The sequence below is a fragment of the Actinomadura verrucosospora genome (genome assembly GCF_039540335.1).
Classification (GTDB): domain Bacteria; phylum Actinomycetota; class Actinomycetes; order Streptosporangiales; family Streptosporangiaceae; genus Spirillospora; species Spirillospora verrucosospora.
In genome coordinates, this window is sequence record NZ_BAABEV010000052.1 from 12,366 (window position 1) to 34,727 (window position 22,362).

21 protein-coding genes and 1 pseudogene are annotated in these 22,362 nt (G+C 71.7%); 14 read left to right on the forward strand and 8 right to left on the reverse strand.

All coding sequences use genetic code 11. The features are described 5' to 3' along the window. Positions 1 to 119: 119 nt before the first annotated feature. The 3 genes from ABD944_RS36330 (at position 120) to ABD944_RS36340 (ending at position 4,274) form a co-directional block, all read left to right on the forward strand. Entirely contained in the window at positions 120 to 2,153 is a 2,034-nt protein-coding gene (locus tag ABD944_RS36330) for an APC family permease (RefSeq protein WP_345184824.1), read from the forward strand. Then, positions 2,146 to 3,483 (forward strand): class I SAM-dependent RNA methyltransferase, encoded by a 1,338-nt coding sequence (locus tag ABD944_RS36335; RefSeq protein WP_345184826.1) that lies wholly within the window; start codon positions 2,146 to 2,148, stop codon positions 3,481 to 3,483. Before ABD944_RS36330 ends, ABD944_RS36335 begins: the two co-directional genes overlap by 8 nt. A gap of 197 nt (positions 3,484 to 3,680) precedes the next feature. Continuing rightward, the gene (locus tag ABD944_RS36340; protein WP_345184829.1) at positions 3,681 to 4,274 is read left to right on the forward strand and encodes a PH domain-containing protein; all 594 of its coding nucleotides are present in this window, start codon (positions 3,681 to 3,683) and stop codon (positions 4,272 to 4,274) included. A gap of 9 nt (positions 4,275 to 4,283) precedes the next feature. On the opposite strand, the gene ABD944_RS36345 is transcribed toward ABD944_RS36340, so the two are convergent. Together ABD944_RS36345 and ABD944_RS36350 are read right to left on the reverse strand one after the other, a co-directional pair. Further along, complete coding sequence (locus ABD944_RS36345) at positions 4,284 to 4,670, reverse strand: UTRA domain-containing protein (RefSeq protein WP_345184830.1); 387 nt, start codon at positions 4,668 to 4,670, stop codon at positions 4,284 to 4,286. Further along, positions 4,628 to 4,945: pseudogene (locus ABD944_RS36350) on the reverse strand (hypothetical protein); the annotation flags it as partial. The gene ABD944_RS36345 and the pseudogene ABD944_RS36350, both read right to left, overlap by 43 nt. Positions 4,946 to 5,143: 198 nt before the next feature. Here ABD944_RS36350 and ABD944_RS36355 point away from each other — a divergent pair. From ABD944_RS36355 to ABD944_RS36370, 4 genes are all read left to right on the forward strand, one after another. Further along, positions 5,144 to 5,530, forward strand: coding sequence for an ATP-binding protein (locus tag ABD944_RS36355; protein ID WP_345184832.1), 387 nt, complete (start codon positions 5,144 to 5,146; stop codon positions 5,528 to 5,530). Between the two features lie 61 nt (positions 5,531 to 5,591). After that, positions 5,592 to 6,182: a hypothetical protein gene (locus ABD944_RS36360; protein ID WP_345184833.1), complete on the forward strand. Its 591-nt coding sequence runs from the start codon at positions 5,592 to 5,594 to the stop codon at positions 6,180 to 6,182. Between the two features lie 72 nt (positions 6,183 to 6,254). Beyond that, the gene (locus ABD944_RS36365; RefSeq protein WP_345184835.1) at positions 6,255 to 6,707 is read left to right on the forward strand and encodes a hypothetical protein; all 453 of its coding nucleotides are present in this window, start codon (positions 6,255 to 6,257) and stop codon (positions 6,705 to 6,707) included. Positions 6,708 to 6,863: 156 nt separating this feature from the next. After that, positions 6,864 to 7,391 (forward strand): GNAT family N-acetyltransferase, encoded by a 528-nt coding sequence (locus ABD944_RS36370; RefSeq protein WP_345184837.1) that lies wholly within the window; start codon positions 6,864 to 6,866, stop codon positions 7,389 to 7,391. Here ABD944_RS36370 and ABD944_RS36375 read toward each other — a convergent pair. Then, positions 7,388 to 7,744, reverse strand: coding sequence for a VOC family protein (locus ABD944_RS36375; RefSeq protein WP_345184839.1), 357 nt, complete (start codon positions 7,742 to 7,744; stop codon positions 7,388 to 7,390). The two genes, ABD944_RS36370 and ABD944_RS36375, sit on opposite strands and share 4 nt — an antisense overlap. A 30-nt stretch (positions 7,745 to 7,774) precedes the next feature. Then, positions 7,775 to 8,548, reverse strand: coding sequence for an oxidoreductase (locus tag ABD944_RS36380; protein WP_345184842.1), 774 nt, complete (start codon positions 8,546 to 8,548; stop codon positions 7,775 to 7,777). 81 nt (positions 8,549 to 8,629) lie between these two features. Between ABD944_RS36380 and ABD944_RS36385 the strand changes: the two genes are divergently transcribed. Together ABD944_RS36385 and ABD944_RS36390 are read left to right on the forward strand one after the other, a co-directional pair. Next, entirely contained in the window at positions 8,630 to 9,208 is a 579-nt protein-coding gene (locus ABD944_RS36385) for a TetR/AcrR family transcriptional regulator (RefSeq protein ID WP_345184844.1), read from the forward strand. Between the two features lie 66 nt (positions 9,209 to 9,274). Next, positions 9,275 to 10,450 carry a GNAT family N-acetyltransferase gene (locus ABD944_RS36390; RefSeq protein WP_345184846.1) on the forward strand — a complete coding sequence of 392 codons (1,176 nt, stop codon included), beginning with the start codon at positions 9,275 to 9,277 and terminating at the stop codon, positions 10,448 to 10,450. A gap of 1 nt (position 10,451) precedes the next feature. Here the strand turns inward: ABD944_RS36390 and ABD944_RS36395 are convergent, their stop codons facing one another. Then, positions 10,452 to 11,483 carry a glycoside hydrolase domain-containing protein gene (locus ABD944_RS36395; RefSeq protein ID WP_345184848.1) on the reverse strand — a complete coding sequence of 344 codons (1,032 nt, stop codon included), beginning with the start codon at positions 11,481 to 11,483 and terminating at the stop codon, positions 10,452 to 10,454. Positions 11,484 to 11,726: 243 nt separating this feature from the next. On the opposite strand from ABD944_RS36395, the gene ABD944_RS36400 reads away from it, so the two are divergent. Both ABD944_RS36400 and ABD944_RS36405 read left to right on the forward strand, forming a co-directional pair. After that, entirely contained in the window at positions 11,727 to 12,416 is a 690-nt protein-coding gene (locus ABD944_RS36400) for a hypothetical protein (protein WP_345184850.1), read from the forward strand. Positions 12,417 to 12,475: 59 nt separating this feature from the next. Beyond that, positions 12,476 to 13,402, forward strand: coding sequence for an LLM class F420-dependent oxidoreductase (locus ABD944_RS36405; RefSeq protein ID WP_345184853.1), 927 nt, complete (start codon positions 12,476 to 12,478; stop codon positions 13,400 to 13,402). Between the two features lie 58 nt (positions 13,403 to 13,460). Here ABD944_RS36405 and ABD944_RS36410 read toward each other — a convergent pair whose 3' ends face one another. After that, positions 13,461 to 15,167, reverse strand: a complete 1,707-nt coding sequence (locus ABD944_RS36410) for an MFS transporter (protein ID WP_345184856.1) — start codon at positions 15,165 to 15,167, stop codon at positions 13,461 to 13,463. A gap of 166 nt (positions 15,168 to 15,333) precedes the next feature. Here ABD944_RS36410 and ABD944_RS36415 point away from each other — a divergent pair, with 166 nt between their 5' ends. Continuing rightward, complete coding sequence (locus ABD944_RS36415) at positions 15,334 to 16,086, forward strand: TetR/AcrR family transcriptional regulator C-terminal domain-containing protein (protein ID WP_345184858.1); 753 nt, start codon at positions 15,334 to 15,336, stop codon at positions 16,084 to 16,086. On the opposite strand, the gene ABD944_RS36420 is transcribed toward ABD944_RS36415, so the two are convergent. Continuing rightward, entirely contained in the window at positions 16,083 to 16,913 is an 831-nt protein-coding gene (locus tag ABD944_RS36420) for a TIGR02452 family protein (RefSeq protein WP_345184860.1), read from the reverse strand. The two genes, ABD944_RS36415 and ABD944_RS36420, sit on opposite strands and share 4 nt — an antisense overlap. 105 nt (positions 16,914 to 17,018) lie before the next feature. Here ABD944_RS36420 and ABD944_RS36425 point away from each other — a divergent pair, with 105 nt between their 5' ends. Continuing rightward, entirely contained in the window at positions 17,019 to 18,440 is a 1,422-nt protein-coding gene (locus ABD944_RS36425; protein ID WP_345184862.1) for a 3' terminal RNA ribose 2'-O-methyltransferase Hen1, read from the forward strand. 14 nt (positions 18,441 to 18,454) lie between these two features. On the opposite strand, the gene ABD944_RS36430 is transcribed toward ABD944_RS36425, so the two are convergent. Beyond that, on the reverse strand, positions 18,455 to 19,663 hold the full coding sequence (locus ABD944_RS36430) for an RNA-guided endonuclease InsQ/TnpB family protein (RefSeq protein ID WP_345184865.1): 1,209 nt from the start codon (positions 19,661 to 19,663) through the stop codon (positions 18,455 to 18,457). A gap of 131 nt (positions 19,664 to 19,794) precedes the next feature. Here ABD944_RS36430 and ABD944_RS36435 point away from each other — a divergent pair, with 131 nt between their 5' ends. Continuing rightward, positions 19,795 to 22,350 (forward strand): polynucleotide kinase-phosphatase, encoded by a 2,556-nt coding sequence (locus ABD944_RS36435; protein WP_345184867.1) that lies wholly within the window; start codon positions 19,795 to 19,797, stop codon positions 22,348 to 22,350. Positions 22,351 to 22,362: the final 12 nt, after the last annotated feature.

The window sequence follows — 22,362 nt, forward strand, 5'->3', positions numbered from 1 at the left end:
TACACATCCGCCCAGGCGAGTACTACTCAACCAGCTATCCGCCGGGGCGGCGAGGCGCCCGCGGATCGGGTGGCGGCCGGGCGCTGCGCAGCGGTCCGCAGGGGCTAGAGTCTCGTTGCGTGTCAAAGGTTCCCGACCTCGCGAAGCGGCTCCTCCTCGGCCGCGCGCTCAGCAGCGCCCAGCAGAGCGAGCAGCTGCTGAAGAAGCGCATCGCGCTGCCCGTTTTCGCGAGCGACGCGCTGTCGTCGGTCGCCTACGCTCCGCAGGAGATCCTGCTCGCGCTCGGCGCGGGCGGTCTCGTGATGTACCACTACACCCCGTGGATCGCCGCGGCCGTCGTGATCATCCTGCTGACCGTGGTCGCCTCCTACCGGCAGAACGTCCGGGCCTACCAGAGCGGCGGCGGCGACTTCGAGGTCGCCACCACCAACCTCGGCGGCAACTGGGGCGTCGTCGTGGCCAGCGCGCTGCTGGTCGACTACGTCCTCACCGTGGCGGTGTCGGTGTCGTCGGGGGTCGAGAACCTCGGCGCGCTGCTGAAGTTCATGCAGCCGCACGAGGTCGTCGTCGCGATCGTCATCGTCGTGCTGCTCACCCTCGGGAACCTGCGCGGCCTCAAGGAGGCCGGGGTCGCCTTCGCGATCCCCACCTACCTGTTCATGTTCGCGGTCTTCGGCATGCTGGCGTGGGGCCTGGTCCGGCTGGTCTCGGGCACCCACCTGCAGGCCGAGACGGCGCACTACGAGGTCCGCGGCGACGAGATGGGCATCGCCGGGTTCGCCCTGGTGTTCCTGCTGCTAAGGGCCTTCTCCTCGGGCTGCGCCGCGCTGACCGGGGTCGAGGCGATCAGCAACGGCGTGCCCGCGTTCAAGAAGCCCAAGGGCGAGAACGCCGCCACGACCCTGCTGATGCTCGGGCTCGTCGCGATGACGCTGTTCGGCGGCGTGACCGCGTTCGCCTACATCACCGACGCCAAGTTCGCCGAGCCCGACCAGGGCAGCCAGCTGATCGACCCGTCCACCGGCAGGCCCGTGACCGACGCCGACCCGGTGATCGCGCAGGTCGCGCACACGGTGTTCAGCAACTTCACCCCCGGGTTCGCGCTGGTCACCGCGATGACCGCGCTGATCCTGTTCCTCGCCGCCAACACCGCGTTCAACGGGTTCCCGGTGCTCGGCTCGGTGCTCGCGCAGAACCGCTACCTGCCGCGCCAGCTCCACACCCGCGGCGACCGCCTCGCCTACAGCAACGGCATCATCATCCTGGCCACCATGGCCGGGCTGCTGATCTACGCCTACGACGCGTCCGTCAGCCGGCTGATCCCGCTGTACACCGTCGGCGTCTTCGTGTCGTTCACCGTCAGCCAGGTCGGCATGGTCCGGCACTGGAACCGGCTCCTGGCCACCGAGCCGGACCCGGCGCAGCGCCGCCGGATGCGCACCTCCCGCGGGATCAACGCCTTCGGCGCCACCCTCACCGGCATCGTCCTGGTCGTCGTGCTGATCACCAAGTTCGCGCTCGGCGCCTACATCGTCTGCATCGCGATGCCGCTGCTCTACCTGCTGATGAAGGGCATCAGGCGGCACTACGACCGGGTCGCCGCCGAGCTGGTTCCCTCCGGCGAGGACGTCGCGCTGCCCGCCCGCAACCACGGCATCGTGCTCGTCTCCAAGATCCACAAGCCGACGCTGCGGGCCCTGGCCTACGCCCGCGCCACCCGACCGTCCACGCTGGAGGCGGTGACGGTGGCGGTGGACGCCGAGGAGTCGCAGCGCCTCCAGCAGGAGTGGGACGCCCTCGACATCCCCGTCCCGCTGAAGATCCTCGACTCGCCGTACCGGGAGATCACGCGCCCGGTCCTGTCCTACGTCAAGAGCGTCCGGCGCAAGAGCCCCCGCGACGTCGTCACCGTGTTCATCCCCGAGTACGTCGTCGGCCACTGGTGGGAGCACCTCCTGCACAACCAGAGCGCGCTGCGGCTGAAGGGGCGGCTGCTGTTCCAGCCGGGCGTGATGGTGACGAGCGTCGCGTGGCAGCTGCAGTCCTCCGACCGGCTCAAGGGGCGCAAGGAGCCCCCGGGCCCCGGCTCGTCCCGGCGCCCGCCGCGGACCGGGGCACGCCCCGGTGCCGGTAGTGTTTCGGACCGTGACTGAACTCGAACCCGACGTCCTCGAACTGGAGGTCGGCAACGTCGCCAACGGCGGTTTCTGCGTCGCCCGGCACGAGGGGCGCGTGGTCTTCGTCCGGCACGCCCTGCCCGGCGAACGGGTGAGGGCCCGCGTCACCGACCGCACCAAGAACTTCCTCCGCGCCGACGCCGTGGAGATCATCGAGGCGTCGCCCGACCGCGTGCAGGCGCCCTGCCCGTTCGCCGGCCCCGGACGGTGCGGCGGCTGCGACTGGCAGCACGCCTCCCTGCCGGCCCAGCGGGCGCTGAAGGCCGCGGTCGTCCAGGAGCAGCTGGAGCGGCTCGCCGGGATCACCCGCACGGTCGTCGTCGAGGAGGTCCCGTACCCGGTCGACGGCGAGGTGGTGCCGCCGCCGGGGCTCGGCTGGCGCACCCGCGTCCAGTTCTCGGTCTCCTCCGGCGTCGTCGGCCTGCGCAAGCACCGGTCGCACGACATCGAGCCCGTGGACGAGTGCCTGATCGCCCACCCCGGCGTGGAGCTGATGGGCATCGAGCGCAAGCGCTGGCCGGGCGCGTCCGGCGTCGAGGGCGTGGTCTCGGCGAGCACGGGCGACCGCCTCGTCGTGCTGCGCGGCCGCGACCGCCGCAAGATCCGCGTCCCCCGGCTGGACGTGCCGGTCCGGCTCGTGCGCGGCAAGCCCGAACCGGGCGCCGGGCTCCCGTACGTGCGTGAAGAGGTCTCCGGGCGGCTCTACCAGGTCAGCGGCAGCGGCTTCTGGCAGGTGCACCCGGGCGCGGCGCAGCTGCTCGCCGACGCCGTCCTGGACGCCCTCGAACCGAAGCCCGGCGATATCGCCCTCGACCTGTACTGCGGCGTCGGCCTGTTCGCCGGCGTCCTCGCCGACCGCGTCGGCGACGAGGGCCTCGTCGTCGGCGTCGAGTCGGACGGCCAGGCCGTCCGCGACGCCCGCTACAACCTGCGCGACCTCTCGAACGTCTCGATCGAGCGCGGCCCCGTCGAGGAGGTCATCGCCGACCTGGAGTTCGGCCGCGCGTCCTCGGGCTCCCGCACGCAGAACAAGCGCGGCACGGGCCACCACGGCGGTTCCCGGGTCCGCAAGGCCGACCTGGTCGTCCTCGACCCGCCCCGCACCGGCGCGGGCCGCGAGGTCGTCGACCACATCACCCGCCTCGCCGGCCGCAAGATCGCCTACGTCTCCTGCGACCCGGCCACCCTCGCCCGCGACCTCGCCTACTTCAGCGAACGCGGCTGGACCCTGGAGACCTTCCGCGCCTTCGACGCCTTCCCCATGACCCACCACGTGGAGTGTTTGGCGACCCTGGTCAGGGGCTAGAAACCGGCGCTGCCCTGCGGTGTCTTCCGGGGAATGCGTCACTGTGATCTCCGGCAGATCAAGATCAAGACCAGGGGCCGCGCACGGTCGCGGCGCGTCCGGGATGGCCGGAAGGCGATGGGCTCCTCACGCCTGTGAACGACGCCGCCGTACCGTGGGTCACAGGAGCACTTCTCCGGACCTGTGAGGAGTCCACCATGGCCGCCAACGTAACGCTACGTCCTGATATCCAGGCAGCCGCCGACCGCATGGAACAGAGGATCGGCGCAAAGCGGGAGATCCGGAAGCTGACCGACTATCTCTGGGAAGGGGAGACCGTCCGACACATGGTCTCCGGTAGCTACGGGAACGGGATGGGCTTGGTCGTCCTTACCGACCGAAGGCTGCTGTTCGTCAGGGACGGCTGGACGTCTAAGACCACCGAAGATTTCCCGCTCGACAAGATCTCCTCGGTTCAGTGGTCATCCGGGCCGATGTCAGGCAAGCTGACGGTGTTCTCCTCCGGCAACAAGGCGGAGATCATCAATGTCCAGAAGCGGGGCGGCAAGACCATCGCCGACACGATCCGCGAGCGCCTGGCGTCCGGGCCTAGCCACCCGGCAGCGCCGCCTCCCGCGCCGGTTCGGCGACCGCCCGCCCCGCCCGCAGAGCAGCCCGCGGTATCGCCGCAGACCACCCAGCGTGAAGACGTGTTCGCCGCGCTGGAGAAGCTGGGGAAGCTTCGCGATGCCGGCGTCGTCACCGCGGAGGAGTTCGAGGCGAAGAAGGCCGAGTTGCTCGCCCGCATCTGATCTCGCGCGTCACCCGTCGGCCCTCGGTCGGTGGGCGGGAGTCATTCCACCGGCAGGACGTACTCCACCTCGTACCGGTCCGTGGGCACCACGATGTCGGCCGTCCACCGCCCGCTCCGCCGTGCGGTAGGTCCGCTGGATCACCATGACCACGGACCCGAGCGCCTCGCCGAGCGGCTCCGCCTCCGACCGCAGCACCGGCCGCGCCGTCACGACCACCTGCACAGACTCGATGTGCTGCCCGATCGCCCGCATCCGCGCGACCACTCCGGCGCCGGCGTGCGGGCCCTCCTCCGGGAACATCACCGGCGTGCCGTGCGTCAGGTCGAGCGGCTCCCAGCTCGTGGACAGCATCACGGGTTGCTCGTCGGCCAGAAAGGTGTAGCGGCTGCACATGACGGGGTCGCCCAGCCGTGATGTCGAGCCGCTCCGCCACGGCCGGGGACGCGGGACCGCATCTCCGATGCGACGCGCCACGTGCCGGCGCGTCCCCGCCGCTGCATCTCCGTGCGGAACGGCGACCCGTCCCGGCCGGAGGAGCCGTACCAGGACCGGGCGAGGCGCTTGAGCTCCGGCTTGCGCCGCACGTACGTCCCCGAGCCGGACCGCGCTTCGAGGAAGCCTTCGGTGGTGAGCAGCCGGACGGCGCCGAGGGCGACCTGATCGGAAACCTCGTAGCGCTCGCGGAGCTGGGCCCGCGAGGGGACGCGGTCGCCCGGCGCGAGCGTGTGCCGTCGATGATCTGGCGCCGTAGATCATCGGCTATGCGCTGGTAGGCGGGCTGGGTCACGGCGCCTCCGATCGCTGGGTGCGAATGCTCGGACACAGGTTGGGGGTGACGGCATGGGCACGTTCCGTAGGAGGTATCCGTGGAGTGGAGCCAGACCTACCCCGGCTGCGTCTCCATGGTGCCGGTCGCCCGGGCCTTCGTTCGAGCGATGGTCAGAAAGTCGCCGCGCCGTGAGGACGCCGAGCTCATCGCAGCCGAGCTCGTCGTCAACAGCCTGCGGCACACGCCCAGTGGCGACGGCGGCGAGGTCACGATGCTCGTGAAGGTGGCGCCCGGCCGCGCCCGCATCGCCGTCCACGACTCCGGCGACGGCAGGCAGTGGCATCCGGTCCCGTGCATTCCCGAGGACGAGGACGGCCATGGCCGCGGACTGCTCATCGTCTACTCCTTGGCCGACAGGGTGGGCCACGACGCCGACGCTGACGGGCAGACCATGTGGGCCGAGCTGACCTGGAGCGATCAATGACGGCCCGGGCGGTGCGCGAACACCGGTTGCTCTCGGGCCTGACCGGAAACGAGGCCCGGATATGAGCGAGGCGCCCAACCCAATGCCACCCGAGGATCCGGCAGCGCGCCTCGCCACGCTGCGCGACGAGTTCCCCGGGTGGAGGATTGAGGGGAGTGACTTGCCGTCCCTCCCTTTTCGCGCCGTTCGGGAAGGGGGCGGCGAGAAGGCGATCATTCTGGGTGCCGGTTCCGCCGACGCGCTGTGGAACCTGCGGTCCCAGCAGGACGCCGCTGAAAGCGGACGCGCGCTTCTGGCGCTGGGCAAGGCGCTGGTGGAGCGCGGGGCGACGGTCATCGAGCACGACGGCAGCATCGTCACCAGGACGCGGACCGGGGTCGCTCGTTCGGTCGGTGCGCTGCGGGGCCGGTTCGTCTGGGACTCCGGGCTCGATCTCGGCCCGACCGGCGACGTGGGCGAGGGCGCCGGGAAGATCGTGCGGCTGCTCGGCCTGGAGCCGCACCCGCAACTGTCGGTGCTCGCCCGGCGCATGGGCGTGCGCGGTTACGCCGTGGACATCGGCGCCAGCCATGACCCGGGCCCACCCATGCCACAGCGGCTGAGGCCTGGGCGAATACAACACAGAGTGTGTCCGCTTGACCCTGTAGCGTGACTCGCGCGTGTGAGTGGCGTGATGACAGGAGGGGATATGCGACTGCCCCGATGGGCTCCTTGGGTCGGGGGCGTGTTGAGCGATTCTCCGGCCATCACCAGCGTGAAGCCCTTCGGCGACGCGGGGATCACCGATCCCCGGTTCGGGCACATCATTACTCTGACCACGGGCGCCCAGATCGAACTGCAATGGGTACGGACCAGTCCGTCGTCGGGCGATGAGCACGATGAGGTCCCGGTCACTGGGGATCCGCCCGTGCCGGTGACCCTGCCGGAAATGCCGAGTTCGGGCCGGACGTCAATCCGCCTGATCGAGCAGCACCTCGCCGCGCTCATCGTCAACGGGGGGAACCCGGAGATCCGGGCGGTCGAGCGGAAGTCGACCCGCGCGGAAGCCGGCCTGCGGCCGTGCTGCGTCATCGTGCGCATGCACAGCGGTGCCGACATCTTCGGCGTGTTCCGAAGCCTGGCGCCTGCCGGTGCCTCGCTCGGCGGGGGTGGTTTCCAGCAGGGGAAGGAGGTGTGAATGAGAGTCCGGCCCGGAACTTGAAGTAGCGGCCTGGGCGAAGTCGCGTGCGGGGGTCATCGGCGTTCTGGTAGGACGAAACGTCCTGCTTCGGGAGGTTGGGGGCGGGGGTGTTCGTGCGGGCTGGCAGGTCGGCTTCTGGAGAGGGCTTGGTGGATGGTCGGTATCCGAGAGTGCAGGGAGGAAGATCTTGAGCTGCTGGAGTCCTGCATTCCCTCGCCCGGTCGGACCAGGAGGCATGCGGCACGGTTCGAGCAGCAGCGGCGCGGGCTCACCACGTTTCTGATCGCCTGCGCCGAAGCCGTTCCCGTCGGAACCGGGCAGATCCTGTGGCACGGCTGCGCCGCTCCCGAGGTGAGGCGGCTTTATCCGAACTGTCCCGAGCTCAACGGTCTGGGGGTCTGGCCGCCCGAACTGAGGTCCCAGGGCATCGGGCGCGCGCTCATCGGCACGGCCGAAGCCCTCGTCCGCCAACGCGGTCACGACCGGATCGGGCTGGGTGTGGACGACGACAACCAGCGGGCAGCCGATCTCTACCTCCGGCTCGGTTACCAGGAGACCGGCTGCCGCTACCTCGATCGGTACCACTACATCGACGACCACGGGACCCGCCATGAAGTAGTCGACCCCGCGCGGTTCCTGGTCAAGCAGCTCGGTCGGGCGGGCGGTGTGCCGCCCTCTTAGGCTGATCGCAGGCAGAAGGGGTGTCCGGCCGGACTGGCGTAGACCCGGCTGCCGTTCGGGTGGACGTCGTCTGCGGGCCGGAGCCTGGTGGCACCGGCTTCGAGCGCCGTGCGGTCCGCGGCCGCGAGGTCGTCGACGGTGAAGTCGAGGTGCATCTGCTGGAGGCCGTCCGGCCAGTTCGGGGCGACCTGTCCCGGGGCCGACTGGATGACGAGCACGGGCAGGCCGGGGGCCTGGACGAAGTGGTGGCTCGGCGTGCGGGTGATCGAGCCGCCGAGCAGCCGGTGCCAGAAGGCGCCTTCCGGCTCCGGTTCGGCGGCGTCGATGACCACGGAACTCAGGTTGATGATCACGGGTTTCCCGTTCTTCGAGTCGGGCGGTGCTCAGACGGTCGGGATGATGCCGCCGTCGACGCGGAACTGTGCTCCGGTGAGCCACTTCGCGCGCCGGGAGGCGAGGAACGCGATCAGTTCGGCGACGTCCTCGGGGTCTCCCGCGCGGCCCATCGGGACCTTCAGGTCGTCCACGATCTGCCGCTCGATCTCGTTGGGGCCGACGCCTCGCTGGTCGGCCATGTGCTGGAGGTGGGCGGCCGCGCCGTCGGTGACGACGAAGCCCGGAAGGACGCACACCACACGTACCCCGTGCTCGCCGACCTCGGTCGCCAGCTCGCGGCTGTAGGCGTTGAGCGCCGCCTTGGCGGCGGCGTAGGACGCCTCGGTGCGCTGCGGGAGCCGGCTGGCGATCGAGGAGACGTGCACGACGACGCCGGAGCCGCGTTCGACCATCCCCGGTACCAGCGCCCGGTCCAGGCGCACGGCGCTGAGGAGGTTCATCTCAAGGTCCGCGCGCCAGGACTCCTCCGACCGGGTCAACGTCGGCGCCGGTGCGCTCGCCGCGCCCGCGTTGTTCACCAGGACGTCCACTCCGCCCACGAGGTCGACGACGCGGCGGCCCAGTTCCGCCGCGCCCTCCTCCGTCGAGAGGTCCGCCGGAATGAACGTGGCGCCGTCCCCCTCCTTCGGCCTGCTCCGGGACGCCGTCAGCACGGTCGCGCCCGCGGCGGCGAACCGGCGGACGGTGGCCTGGCCCAGGCCGCGGCTGCCGCCGGTGACCAGCACTCGGAGGCCGCCCAGTCCTTCTTCTGTGATCGTCATGGGAATCTCCCTCGTAACATGAACCCGACTCCGGAAACAGTAGTACACAAACGGAACCGGACTCACCTTATGGAGGTCCCGTTGTCGTCATCACGCCCGCTGCGCGCCGACGCGCGACGCAACCGCGAGGCGCTCCTCGCCGCGGCGCGAGAGGCGTTCCTCGGCGGCGACACCGACGCGCATGTCGAGGAGATCGCCCGTAGTGCCGGCGTGGCGGTCGGGACGTTCTACCGCCACTTCGAGACACGCGAGGTCCTCATCGAGGAGGTCTATCGCAAGGAGGTCGACGAACTGTGCGCCGCACCCGTGGAGCTTCTGGACCGGCACGCCCCCGACGAGGCCCTGCGGCGCTTCCTGCTGCTGCTCGTGGACCACGCGGCCGTCGGCAAGGGGATGTCCGTCGCCTTGGAGAGCATCATGGCTACGGACTCACCGGTCTTCGGGACCGCCCGCACCCAGATGGCGAACGCTCTCGACCGGCTGCTCGCCGCGGGCGCCGAGGCCGGCGCCGTCCGCGGCGACGTCACGGGCTCCACCCTGCTGCGCGCGCTGGGCGGCATCTGCGGGATGCGCGCCACGGAAGGCTGGCAGGTCGAGGCCCGGCAGATCACCGCTCTCCTCTTCGACGGCCTGCGCCACGGCGCCCGGCGGGCGAACTGAGCCGGATGCCCCGGCCGACTCCCGTGACCTTGGAAAACCTGTTGCGCGGCCGCATAGCGTGGACGTGTGATCGAGATCAGGGACGTGCCGGAGGCCGACGCCGCGCTCATGGTCGACTTCGCCGGGATGGTGTTCCACCTGCCCATGGAGGACGGCGACCGCGACCGGGACGGGTGGCCGCTCACCCGTGCCGAGCGGATCGGCGCCTATGACGGCGACACGAGGGTCGGGCAGCTCGCGGCCATGCCGATGCGGCTCGCGGTCCCGGGCGCTCTGCTCGACTGCTCGGCGGTCACGTTCGTCGGGGTGCTGCCCACGCATCGGCGCCGGGGAATCCTGACGTCCATGATGGACCGGATGGACGCCGACGCCATCGCGGCGGGGCGTCCGGTGGCCGCGCTCTGGGCTTCGCAGGGCGCCATCTACGGCCGGTACGGTTTCGGGCTGGCCACGCGGGCGATCGACCTGGAAGTGACCACGTCGCGTCCGCTGGAGTTCCGCACGGCCCCGGACGACCGGCCGCTGCGGCTCGTCGACGCCGCGTCCGCGCCCGAGCTGGTCGATCCGATCCACCGGCGATCGCTGCGCCCGGGCGGGCTCGTGCGCGATCCCGAGTGGTGGGCCAAGGCGATCCTGCGGCCTGTCGACCGGGAGTCACCCGGTTACACCGCGCCGCGCATCGTCGTCCATCCCGCCGGCTACGTGGTCTACCGGGTCCGCGAGGGGACGGTCCGGGTGGTCGACCTCGTCGCCGACACCCCGCAGGCGGAGGCCGCGCTCTGGAAGTTCCTGGCGTCGATCGACCTGACGTCCCGCATCGAGGCGCTGGGCCGTCCGGTGGACGACCTGCTGCCGCACATGGTCGCCGACCCCGACCGGGTCAAGGTCACGAGGGACTTCGGCGCCCTCTGGCTGCGGTTGATCGACGTGCCGGCCGCTCTTCGCGCCCGCTCCTGGGCCGCCGAGGACGCCTTCGTCCTGGAGATCGAGGACCCGCGCATCCCGGCGAACGCCGGCCGCTGGCGCCTCACGACCGGGGCGACGCCTGCCTGCGAACCGGCCTCCGGGCCACCGGACCTCAGCCTGAGCGCCGCCGATCTCGCGGCCGTCTACCTGGGCGGCCAGAGCCCGGTCACCCTGGTCCGGATCGGCGCCGTCACCGAGCACACGCCGGGTGCGGCCGCGCGTCTGGAGGCCGCGCTGGCCGTTCCGCTGGCGCCCTACATCAACGACGACTTCTGAGTCACCGCCAGAAGAAGACCTTGGCGCTGGCCTTGGCGATCGTCGCGGCGGCGGCGCCCTGGTGGAGGAGCTGGAAGCGCACGCGCTTGCCCGCCTCGACGGTGTCGGCGGCGAGGCCGTAGAGGAGGTTGGTGGGTTCGCCGACGGAGATGAAGTCCTGGACGGGGCCGATCTGCAGGCTGGAGGAGTCGCCGTCCGCCATCTCGACCACGCGGGCCTGGATGAGCGTGCCCGCGGGGACGCCGCTGAGCGTCGCGCTCACCGACACGCTGTAGCGGGCCGAGCCGGTCAGCAGGCCGGGGCCGCCCGAGTCGCCGTGCTGGTGCTCCTTGTCGGAGTACTCCTTGCTCCAGGTGACCTCGGTCCACTTTCCGGGAGGAAGCTCCTGGTGGTCGCCACCGGTGCCGACGGACACGTAGTCGGGCATGTCGTCCTCTCCCTCGGGCGAGACGCCGACGCGCCACTGCCCGTAGTCGCTCTTGACGGCGCGGTCGTAGTCGACGCCGACGCCGTTGATCGTGTGGTCGTTGGAGTACTGCCGGAGCTGGGCGCGGGGGTCCCATTTGCCGCCCGACCAGGCGTACGTCTGCCAGCCGAAGGTGATCTTCTTGGCGTCGAAGGCGCGCTTGACCGGGCCGTAGCCGCCGTAGAGGCCGACCCGGTCGCGGCCGAGGACGCTCGCCGCGCCGTCCAGATAGGCGTTGATCTCGTCCTGCTGCCCGGAGGTGGCGTCCCAGTCGGCGGCGAAGTAGATCGGCCGGTCGTCCGGCATGCCGCACGCCCTGGCCTGGGCGGCGGCGTCCCGGGCATCGGCCGCGCCGGCGGACCGGCCGGCGAGGGGGCGCTTGGCGGTCGACTCCCACACGACCACCAGCCAGATGCCCGCGGCTGACAGCTCGTCGGCCTCCTTGCGGGTCAGGTTCTTGCCGCTCGTGTCGTGCGACAGGTAACGGCACGCGAACTTCGCCCCGGCGCGTTCCAGCGCGGACGCGCCGGGGCGGCCCCACGCGTAGTCGACGCCGAAGACAGCCATGTCAGCTCCATGTGTCGGGTTGTCGGGGTCTTGGCGATTTAACAGGCTTTGTCCTTTGTGGCGCAGGAGATTGCGGAGGTTGACCGTCCGTAAGGGGGTGGACGGTCAAGAGTCACCGTGCGTGGCGACACGCCGACACGGCGTTGGCGGCCGCGCCTCCGGATCACTAGAACGGACGGTGACCGCAACAAAACCGCAGGCCACGGGGGGTTCGTAGTGATCCGGACGTTGAGGGTGCAGGGCATGGTGCTGGCGATCGCCGCGCCGGTGCTGGGAGGCGTTCTCCTGCCTGCCGCAGCGCAGGCCGACGGGCCCGGCCCGAAGCCGAAATCCAAGCAGCACGGCAAGCAGGCCGCGGGCGTGGCGCTCCGCACGGGCGGGCCCGCGAGCGCCGTCGTCCCCGGGCGCACCTACGAGTGGACGTTCAAGATGGCCGCCAAGGGGCCGGGCAAGTCCGGCAAGGCGGTGTTCAGGACGACGCTGCCGAGATCGCTGGCGTTCGTCTCGGGGAACAGGGACTGCGCTGCCGCCGGGTGGACGGTCGAGTGCGAGCTCGGCGCCGTGCGGGACGGGGGGACCGTCACCGGCGCGATCAAGGCCAAGGTGTCGGACGACGCCAGGCCCGGTCAGCGGATCCGCCTGCGCGGAACCGTGACGTGGGGCGCCGCCCACGCGGCGCGCATGTTCCCAGCCGTCCGCATCGCCACGTCCGCCCAGGAAGGACACTCCAAGGCGTCCCCGAAGAAGCCCGAGGCGAAGAAGCCGGGCGCCAAGAAGCCCAAGGCGAAGGTGCCGGACGCGAAGGAGTCCGAAGCGAAGAAGCCGGAAGCCAAGAAGCCGACGGTCAAGAAGCCGCATGTGAAGAAGCCGGACGCCAAGAAGCCCAAGGCGAAGGTGCCGGCGGCGGTGCGGAGGGTCGGTCGCTCGGGGTGACGCCGGGCGGGGGCTGACCCGCCGCGCGACCGCCGCCCGGTCCGTACGAGGATGGGGACATGCGACTTCGAATCTTCACCGAGCCCCAGCAGGGGGCGACGTATGAGACACAGCTCGCCGTCGCCAAGGCGGCCGAGGAGCTCGGCTTCGACGCGTTCTTCCGTTCCGACCACTTCGTCAAGATGGGGGACGTCTCGGGCGAGCCGGGCCCGACGGACTCCTGGATCACGCTGGGCGCGCTGGCGCGGGAGACCAGCCGGATCAGGCTCGGCACGCTGGTGACGGCGGGAACGTTCCGCTATCCGGGGCCGCTGGCGATCTCCGTCGCGCAGGTCGACCAGATGAGCGGCGGGCGCGTCGACCTGGGCCTCGGGACGGGGTGGTTCGAGGAGGAGCACGCCGCCTACGGCATCCCGTTCCCGAGCCTCGGCGAGCGCTTCGACCGGCTCGAGGAGCAGTTGCAGATCCTCACCGGGCTGTGGGGGACGCCGTCCGGCGAGACGTTCTCCTTCAGCGGGCGGCACTACACCCTGACCGAGTCGCCCGCGCTGCCCAAGCCGGTGCGGCCGGGCGGGCCGCCGATCATCATCGGCGGCGCGGGGGCGAAGCGGACGCCGCGGCTGGCCGCCCGCTACGCCGACGAGTACAACGTCCCGTTCCACCAGGTCAAGGACACCGGCGGCGCGTTCGACCGGGTCCGCGCGGCGGTCGCCGAGGCGGGCCGGACGAGGCCGCTGGTGTACTCGGCCGCGCAGGTCGTGTGCTGCGGGCGGGACGAGGCGGAGCTGAAGCGGCGCGCCGACGCCATCGGGCGGAAGGTGCCGGAGCTGCGCGAGAACGGGCTGGCCGGGACCCCGCAGGAGCTGGTCGACAAGATCGGCCAGTTCGGCGAGCTGGGCGCGGAGTGCCTGTACCTCCAGGTCCTCGACATGAGCGACCTGGAGCACGTGGAGCTGCTGGCCTCCGAGGTGATGAGCAAGCTCTGACGGCGAGGCGGGGCCCGCGCCCGGGGGAGTCCCCTGGGCGCGGGCCCCGTGCGTCACGTCAGGCGGTCTCCTCCTCCGGGCGCGCGTGCATCGGAAGCAGGAACGTCACCAGGAAGGTCAGGCCGAGGAGCCCGACCTCGACCCACAGCGTGAACTTCATGGCGTCGCCGAACCCGACCTTGGCCGCGTGCTCGCCCGCCCCGGCGACCGCCTTCTGGACGGCGGGAGCCGACTGCGGCGCGGCGGCGACGGCGGCGCCGACGGCATTTTCCAGGCGGCCGCAGGACGCGGGCACGGCGGCGGCGTCCTTGGCGGTGGCGCGGTCGCGGCCGCAGTCGCGCAGGCCGTCCACGACGCGGTCCCGCTGCGCGGCCGGGACGGACGCGGCGGCGAGGTCGCGGCGCAGGGCGGCGGCGCCGTCGTCGGCGGCGGACGCGACGTGCCCGCCGAGCAGCCCGAAGAAGACCGTGCCGAGGACGGCCGCGCCGAGCGCGCTGCCGAGCTGCTGGACGGCGGTGAGCGTGCCGCCCGCCGAGCCGGTCTCCTCGGGTTCGACGCCCGCCAGCACGGTGTCGAAGAAGGGCCCCATCAGCAGGCCCATGCCGATCCCGGTGACGGTCAGCGCGGGGATGAGCTGCCAGGGGGTGACGTCGGTCCCGGCGTACCGGAGGGTGAAGTACAGCCCGGCGATCCCGGCGGCCATGACGACGGCGCCCGCATGGATCACCTTGCGGCCGAGGCCCTGCACGGCCTGCATGAGGCCGAAGCCGATGACGATGCCGACCGACCACGGGATCTGCGCGAGGCCGGCCTTGAGCGGGGAGTAGCCCAGCCCGAGCTGGAAGAACAGCGCCAGCACCAGGCCGAGGCCGGCGACGCCGGAGAAGAACACCAGGCCGACGACGAGGCCGCCGGTGAAGCCCCGCTTGCGGAACAGGCTCGGCACGATCAGCGGGTCGCCGCCGAGACGCTGCTTGCGGGTCTCGTACCAGGCGAACACGCCCCACACGACGAGGGAGGCGGCCATCATGGCGAACGTCCAGGCGGGCCAGTCGTGCTCGCGGCCCTGGACGAGCGGGTAGATCAGCAGCCCGGCGCCGAGGGAGGCCAGGACCGCGCCGGTGAGGTCGAGCCGGGAGGCGTGCTCGGCGCGCCCCTCGGGCAGGAACCTCAGCCCGGCGAGCACGGCGGCGGCGCCCAGCGGCAGGTTGATCAGGAAGATCATCCGCCAGCCGGTGCCGAACAGGTCGGCGTCGATCAGCCAGCCGGCCAGCACCGGGCCGCCGACCGACGACAGCCCCATGACCGGCCCGAACATGGCGAACGCGGCGCCCATCTCCTTCGCCGAGAACATCTGCTTGATCATTCCGATGCCCTGGGGCAGCATCAGCGCGCCGAACAGGCCCTGCATGCCGCGGGCGCCGACCAGCATCCCGGGGGAGCCGGCGATGCCGCACAGCAGCGAGCCGACCGTGAAGCCGGCCGCGCCGATGAGGAACATCCGCTTGCGGCCGTAGAGGTCGCCGAGGCGTCCGCCGGTGATGAGCCCGACGGCCATGGCGAGGGTGTAGGCGGCGGCGAGCCACTGGATGGTGGCCGCCGACCCGCCGAGCTCGGCGCGGATCGTGGGGGCGGCGATGGCCGTGATCAGGGCGTCCAGCATGTCCATGACCTCGCCGGCGAGGATCACGAACAGGGCGACCCAGCGCCAGCGGTAGCCGCCGTCGGCGGTGCCCCGGGCGGGGGAGGTCAGGGTTTCGGTCATGGTCACTCCGGGAGAACAGTGTTCGTTGTCTACGAACAGTGTTCTACGGGCGAACGCTGTTCGTGTCAAGTACGATGTTCGTGTACGAGAAATCCTCTCTCCGATAGAGAAGATATATCGCGATTCGCGATAGTCAAGATGCATCGCGAGATCAGGAGGTCCTGACGTGGTCACCGCACGCCCGGACATGCCGACGCCGCCCGGCCGCAGGCCGCGCAGGGCCGCGCCCGCCCGCCAGCCGCTCACGCAGGAGCTCGTCGTCGACACGGCGATCCGCGTCCTGGACGCCGAGGGGCTGGACGCCGTGACCATGCGCCGCGTCGCGCAGGAGCTCGGCACGGGTCCGGCGTCCCTCTACGCCCACGTCTCGGGCAAGGAGGAGCTGCGCGAGCTGATGCTCGACCGGGTGGCCGCCGAGATCCGGCTCCCCGTCCCCGACCCGGCGCGCTGGCAGGAGCAGCTGAAGGAGCTGGCGCGCGAGATCCGCCGCGTCTACACCTCGCACCGCGACATCGCGGTGGTGTCGATGGCGCTCATTCCCACCGGGCCCCACCTGCTGGACGTCGCCGAGACGCAGCTCGCCCTCATGCGCGCCGGCGGCGTCCCGAAGCGGATCGCCGGGCTGGCCGTGAGCACCCTCGGCATGTTCCTCGACGCCGACGCCATCGAGGACACGCTCCACCACGCCAAGACGCCCCCGGGAGCGGGGGACCCGTGGACGTACTTCCAGAAGTACCTCGACCAGATCCGCGAGTACTTCGCCGCCCTGCCCGAGGACCGCTACCCGACGATCTCCGGCATGGTGGACGAGCTCACCGCGGAGAGCGGCGACGGGCGCTTCGAGTTCGGCCTCGACATGCTCGTCCGGGGAATCGCCTCCTACGCCGCGGAGGCGTCCCGCCCCGAGGAGGACGGTTAGGCGAAGGCGCGCTCGAAGGCCGCGTGCCTGGGGGCGCCCTTGGCGGTGTCCCAGACGGCGAAGACCACGTGCTCGAACCGGTCGGCGAACTCTCCGCCCGGACGCAGCGCCTCGGCGAACACCTCGGCGACCTCGGCGGGGTCGTTGCGGAAGACGCCGCAGCCCCAGGCGCCGAGAACGATCCGGGTGTGCCCGTTGGCCAGCGCCACGGCGAGGACCTTGCGGGCGCGCAGCCGCAGCGCCGCCGGAATCCGCTCGGCCGTGGCGGCGTCCCTGATCGCGCCGCGGTTCGGCGCGGGCGACGTCAGGAACGTGACGCCGTAGGGCTCCTCCAGCAGCCGCCCGGAGTCGTCCCGGAACACCGGCACGTCCGGCGAGTAGATCATGTGGTCGCTGTAGAGGAGGTCTCCCTGGGCGCGGTGGAAGTCGTAGTACTCCCTGGCCGAGCGCAGCGACTCGTACAGGCCCGACGAGCGCGCCAGCCCCTCCTCCTGGGCGTGCGCCCCGTTGAGGAAGCCGCCGCCCGGGTTCTTCGCGGAGGCGAAGTTGAGCGCGAACGGCGTCGTCCCGGGGGCGCGCAGCCGTCGGGCGGCGGCGAGCGTCGTCTCGCCGGTCACCTCGATCCGCGTGCGCGTGCCGGGGCCGGCCGGAGGAAGGTTCTCCAGCAGCGTGTCCAGCTCGCCCGGCCGGTAGAGGACGGTGCGGCGGACGGCCTCGGCCAGGTCGTCCGCGATCGGGACGGTGCGGCCGGACGGCGCGGTGTAGTCGCCGCGTTCGAGGATGGCCACGGTCTCCTGCGCGGTCATCCGGCGGGGGTGTCTGCTCATGTCGCTCCGGATTCTGCTGGTCAGGCGAACCGGGCGCAAACCCTTTAAGTCCAGCGTTCCGGAAAATGGATAGGGGTGTTCGATGCGTTCCGCCACACTTGGGACGTGCTTCTGACGATCACCACGACGATGAGCCAGGCGACCGACCTGGGGTTCCTCCTGCACAAGCATCCGGACCGGGTGCAGCGCTTCGAGCAGTCCTACGGCACGGCGCACGTCTTCTACCCGGACGCGGAGGAGGGGCGCTGCACGGCGGCCCTGCTGCTGGACGTCGACCCGGTCCAGCTCGTGCGCACGCGCGGCAGAGGCACGCCCGACTTCTCTCTCGGCCAGTACGTGAACGACCGCCCGTACGCGGCGTCGTCGCTCCTGGCGTCGGCCATGGCGAACGTGTTCCGCACCGCCATGCGGGGACGCTGCGACCTGCGTCCCGAACTGGCGGAGACGCCCGTCCCGCTGGAGATCGTCCTGCCCGCCCTCCCGTGCAGGGGCGGGCCCGGCCAGGCCGAGCGGTTCTTCGCTCCGCTCGGCTGGGACGTGTCGGCGGTGCCCGTGCCGCTCGACCCCGACTTCCCCGAGTGGGGCGACTCCCGGTACGTGACGCTCACCCTGACCGGGACGCTGCGGCTCGCCGACGCCCTCAACCAGCTGTACGTCCTGCTGCCGGTCCTCGACGACGCCAAGCACTACTGGATGGCGCCCGACGAGGTCGACAAGCTCATCCGGGCGGGGGAGGGCTGGCTGGCCGCGCATCCCGACCGCGGCGCCATCACGCGCCGGTACCTGGCCAACCGGCGCAGCCTCGTGCAGTCCGCGCTGGGCCGTCTCGCCGACGCCGAGGACGCGTCCGACGAGGAGCTCGACCCGGTGGAGGTCGAGGAGGAAGAGGACGGGCAGGCGGAGGCGGCGCCCGAGGAGGCGTCCGTCTCGCTCGCGGAGCTGCGGCTGCGGTCGGTGGTGCAGGCGCTGCATGACGAGGACGCCCGCCGGGTCATCGACCTCGGCTGCGGCTCGGGCAAGCTCATGGCGCGGCTGGCCAAGGACGAGTTCTTCAGCGAGATCTCCGGCTCGGACGTCTCGTACCGCGCGCTCGGCCACGCCGCCCGCCGCCTGCGGCTGGACAAGCAGCCGCGCCGCGAGAACGACCGCGTGCGGGACGTCTTCCAGGGCGCGCTCACCTACGCCGACGACCGGTTCCGCGGGTACGAGGCGGCCGTGCTGATGGAGGTCATCGAGCACGTCGACCCGCCGCGCCTCGGCGCCGTCGAGCGGGTCGTGTTCGGCCACGCCGCGCCCCGCGTCGTGGTCGTCACGACTCCGAACGCCGAGCACAACGTCCGCTACGAGGGGCTGGCGCCCGGGGCGATGCGCCACCCCGACCACCGTTTCGAATGGACGCGCCCGGAGTTCCGCGCATGGGCGGACCGGGTCGCCGCCGAGCACGGCTACAGCGTCCGCCACGTTCCCGTCGGCGACGACGACCCCGAGGTCGGCGCGCCGACGCAGATGGGAGTGTTCACCCGTTGACTTCCTCCCCCGGCCTAGAGGCAGGGGGTTCCAGCGTTTGCTCGCTGGGTTTCCTGCTTCGCCGACGACCGCCTCGTCCGGGAGGCGTCCCGTTGAGGTCTTACACCGTCTCCACAGGCGGTCACCGCCAGCCCGGCGGCCAGGATGTTGCGCGCGGCGTTGACGTCGCGGTCATGCACGCTGCCGCAGCCGCACGTCCATTCGCGGACGTCCAGCGGCAGCTTGGCGCGGATGGTTCCGCAGGTTCCGCACAGCTTGGAGGAGGGGAACCAGCGGTCGACCACCACGAGTTCGCGGCCGTACCAGGCGCACTTGTACTCCAGCATCGCGCGCAGTTCCGCCCACGCCGTGTCGGAGATGGCGCGCGCGAGCGTGCGGTTCCTGAGCAGGTTGTGGACGGCGAGGTCTTCGATCACGACCGTTTGGTTCTCACGGACGAGACGAGTCGACAGTTTGTGCAGGAAGTCGCGGCGCCGGTCGCTGATTCGCGCGTGCAAGCGGGCGAGTTTGCGGCGGGCCTTGTCGCGGTTCGCCGAGCCGGGGGCCTTGCGGGCAAGCTCGCGCTGCGCCTTGGCCAGGCGGGCGCGGTCACGCCGCTCGTGCCGGGGGTTGGCGATCTTCTCCCCGGTCGACAGGGTCACCAGCGAAGTGATCCCGGCGTCCACCCCGACCGCCGCGTCCGTGGTGGGGGCGGAGGCGACGCAGTCCTGGCAGAGCAGGGACACGAACCAGCGCCCGGCACTGTCGCGCGACACCGTCACCGTGCTCGGCTCCACACCCTCGGGCAGCGGACGCGACCAGCGGATGTCCAGCGGCGCGGACATCTTCGCCAGAGTGAGGCGCCCGTCGCGCCAAATGAACGCGCTCCGGGTGTACTCGGCCGACGCACGCGACCGCTTGCGCGACTTGAACCGCGGATAGGCGGCCCGCTTGGCGAAGAAGTTGGCGAACGCCGTCTGCAGATGGCGCAGCGCCTGCTGGAGCGGGACGCAGGACACTTCGGCCAGGAAGGCGAGTTCTTCGGTCTTCTTCCATTGCGTCAGAAGAGCGGACGACTGCGGGTAGGAGATCCGGCGCCCCTCGCCGTACCAGGCCCGGGTCCGCTCCTCCAGTGCCTTGTTGTAGACCATGCGCACGCAGCCGAACGTGCGAGACAGCTCAGCCGCCTGCTCGCCGGTCGGGTAGAAGCGGTATTTGAACGCCCGCTTGACCTGCCGCGCCATGCCACACGTTCTAACAGCTTCGGTGCGAGCCGACCTGACGGAAGTCGTAACGCCCCGGCTTCGCCGCTCTGCTCCGCAGAGGCGCGTTTTCTCCCTGGCCTGACGGCCGGGGCATCCATGGAGGAATCCAGATGACCGAGATCAAGGTCCCGGAGATGGGGCTCGTCGTGCTCGTCGGCGTGTCCGGGTCGGGCAAGTCGCACTTCGCGCGCAAGCACTTCAAGCCGACCCAGGTGGTGTCGTCGGACTTCTGCCGCGGGGTCGTGTCGGACGACGAGAACGACCAGTCGGCCACCGGCGACGCGTTCGACCTGCTGCACTACATCGTGGGCAAGCGCCTCCGGCGCGGACTGCTGACCGTGGTGGACGCGACCAACGTGCAGACCAAGGCGCGGGAGTCGCTGCTCAAGCTGGCCAAGGAGCACGACGTCCTGTCGGTGGCGATCGTGCTGGACGTCCCCGAGGCCCTCGCCGCCGAGCGCAACGCCGGGCGCCCGGAGCGCGACCTGGCCCCCCACGTCATCCCGCGCCAGCGCCGCGAGCTGCGGCGCGGCATGCGCTCGCTGGGCCGCGAGTTCCGCCGCGTCCACGTCCTGACCGGTCCCGACGAGATCGACGCCGCGACGATCCGGTACGAGAAGGCCTGGAACGACAGGCGCGAGCTGACCGGCCCGTTCGACGTCATCGGCGACGTGCACGGCTGCCGCGCGGAGCTGGAGGACCTCCTCGCCGACCTCGGCTACGAGATCCTCCGGGACGCGCGGGGGCGCGCCGCCGGCGCGAGCCACCCCGGCGGGCGGACCGCCGTCTTCGTCGGCGACCTGGTCGACCGCGGCCCCGACTCGCCGGGCGTGCTGCGCCTGGTGATGGGCATGGTGGCCGCCGGCGACGCGCTGTGCGTCTCGGGCAACCACGAGGCCAAGCTCGTCCGCGCGCTGCGCGGGCGCAAGGTGCGGCTCGCGCACGGGCTCGCCGAGTCGCTGGAGCAGCTCGCCGCCGAGGACGAGGACTTCCGCGACGGCGCGCTGCGGTTCATGGACGGCCTCATCAGCCACTACGTCTTGGACGGCGGACGCCTGGTCGTGGCCCACGCCGGGCTCAAGGAGGACTACCACGGCCGCGCGTCCGGACGGGTCCGCTCGTTCGCGCTGTACGGCGACACGACCGGGGAGACCGACGAGTACGGCCTTCCGGTGCGCTACCCGTGGGCGCGCGACTACCGGGGCAAGGCGATGGTCGTGTACGGCCACACGCCCGTCCCGGAGGCGGAGTGGGTGAACAACACCATCTGCCTGGACACCGGTGCGGTGTTCGGCGGGAAGCTGACGGCGCTGCGGTATCCGGAGCGCGAGCTGGCGTCGGTTCCGGCGCGGCAGGTCTGGTACGAGCCGACGCGTCCGCTGGAGGCGCCGGCCAAGGCGAGCGCGGGCGGCCACCGGGAGAACGACGTCCTCAACATCGGGGACGTCCTCGGGAACCAGGGCGTCGAGACCCGCCTGATGGGCCGCGTCTCGGTCCGGGAGGAGAACGCGCTGGCCGCGCTGGAGGTGATGAGCCGGTTCGCGGTGGACCCGCGCTGGCTCGTCTACCTGCCGCCCACCATGGCCCCCGCCGAGACGTCGCCCCTGCCGGGATACCTGGAGCATCCGGCCGAGGCCCTCGCCGCGTACCGGGACAAGGGCGTCCTGCGCGTGGTGTGCGAGGAGAAGCACATGGGCTCGCGCGCCGTGGCGGTCGTGTGCCGCGACGCCTCGGTGGCCGCCGAGCGGTTCGGCGTGGACGACGGGACGACCGGCGCCGTCTACACCCGCACCGGGCGGTCCTTCTTCCGCGACCCGTCCCGCACGGCCGAGGTCCTGGACCGGCTCCGCGCCGCCGTCGGCGCGGCGGGGCTCTGGGACGAGCTGGACACCGGATGGCTCGTCCTCGACGGCGAGATGCTGCCGTGGTCGGCGAAGGCGATGGACCTCATCCGCACCCAGTACGCGGCGACCGGCGCGGCGGCCCGGGCCGCCCTGCCCGTGGCGGCCGACGCGCTCGCGCGGGCGGACGGGCGGGGGCTCGACCTCGGCGGGCTGCGCGAGCGCGTCGACCGGCGGGCCGCGAACGCGTTCCGGTTCCGCGACGCGTACGCGCGCTACTGCTGGCCGGTGGACGGGCTGACCGGCGTGCGGTTCGCGCCGTTCCAGGTCCTCGCGGGGGAGGGCCGCTCGTGGGCGGTCCTGCGCGACCACGAGTGGCACATGTCCGTGGCCGGGCGGCTGGCGGACGGCGACGTGAGCGGGCTCGTCCAGCGGACGGGGTCGATGACCGTCGACCTGGGGGCGCCGGAGTCGGAGGCCGCGGCCGCCGAGTGGTGGGAGAAGCTCACCGCGGCGGGCGGCGAGGGCATGGTCGTCAAGCCGCTGGGGCCGCTTCCGGAGGGCGCCAAGGTGCAGCCCGGCGTCAAGTGCCGGGGGCCGGAGTACCTGCGCATCATCTACGGGCCCGACTACCGCGAGCCCGAGCACCTCGGACGGCTGCGCCGCAGGTCGCTCGGGCGCAAGCGGTCGCTGGCGATGCGGGAGCACGCGCTGGGCGTCGAGGCCCTCGACCGGCTCGCCGGCGGGGAGCCGCTGTGGCGCGTCCACCAGGCGGTCTTCGCCGTCCTGGCGCTGGAGTCGGAGCCGGTGGACCCGCGCCTGTGACCGTTCCGCGCG

Coding starts and splice junctions, on each gene's coding strand:
- ABD944_RS36430 (WP_345184865.1), bottom strand. CDS start 19,663: ATGGCGCGGCAGGTCAAGCGGGCGTTCAAATACCGCTTCTACCCGACC.
- ABD944_RS36340 (WP_345184829.1), top strand. CDS start 3,681: ATGGCCGCCAACGTAACGCTACGTCCTGATATCCAGGCAGCCGCCGAC.
- ABD944_RS36420 (WP_345184860.1), bottom strand. CDS start 16,913: ATGAGCAGACACCCCCGCCGGATGACCGCGCAGGAGACCGTGGCCATC.
- ABD944_RS36400 (WP_345184850.1), top strand. CDS start 11,727: ATGGTGCTGGCGATCGCCGCGCCGGTGCTGGGAGGCGTTCTCCTGCCT.
- ABD944_RS36370 (WP_345184837.1), top strand. CDS start 6,864: ATGGTCGGTATCCGAGAGTGCAGGGAGGAAGATCTTGAGCTGCTGGAG.
- ABD944_RS36405 (WP_345184853.1), top strand. CDS start 12,476: ATGCGACTTCGAATCTTCACCGAGCCCCAGCAGGGGGCGACGTATGAG.
- ABD944_RS36345 (WP_345184830.1), bottom strand. CDS start 4,670: ATGTGCAGCCGCTACACCTTTCTGGCCGACGAGCAACCCGTGATGCTG.
- ABD944_RS36360 (WP_345184833.1), top strand. CDS start 5,592: ATGAGCGAGGCGCCCAACCCAATGCCACCCGAGGATCCGGCAGCGCGC.
- ABD944_RS36410 (WP_345184856.1), bottom strand. CDS start 15,167: ATGACCGAAACCCTGACCTCCCCCGCCCGGGGCACCGCCGACGGCGGC.
- ABD944_RS36435 (WP_345184867.1), top strand. CDS start 19,795: ATGACCGAGATCAAGGTCCCGGAGATGGGGCTCGTCGTGCTCGTCGGC.
- ABD944_RS36395 (WP_345184848.1), bottom strand. CDS start 11,483: ATGGCTGTCTTCGGCGTCGACTACGCGTGGGGCCGCCCCGGCGCGTCC.
- ABD944_RS36380 (WP_345184842.1), bottom strand. CDS start 8,548: ATGACGATCACAGAAGAAGGACTGGGCGGCCTCCGAGTGCTGGTCACC.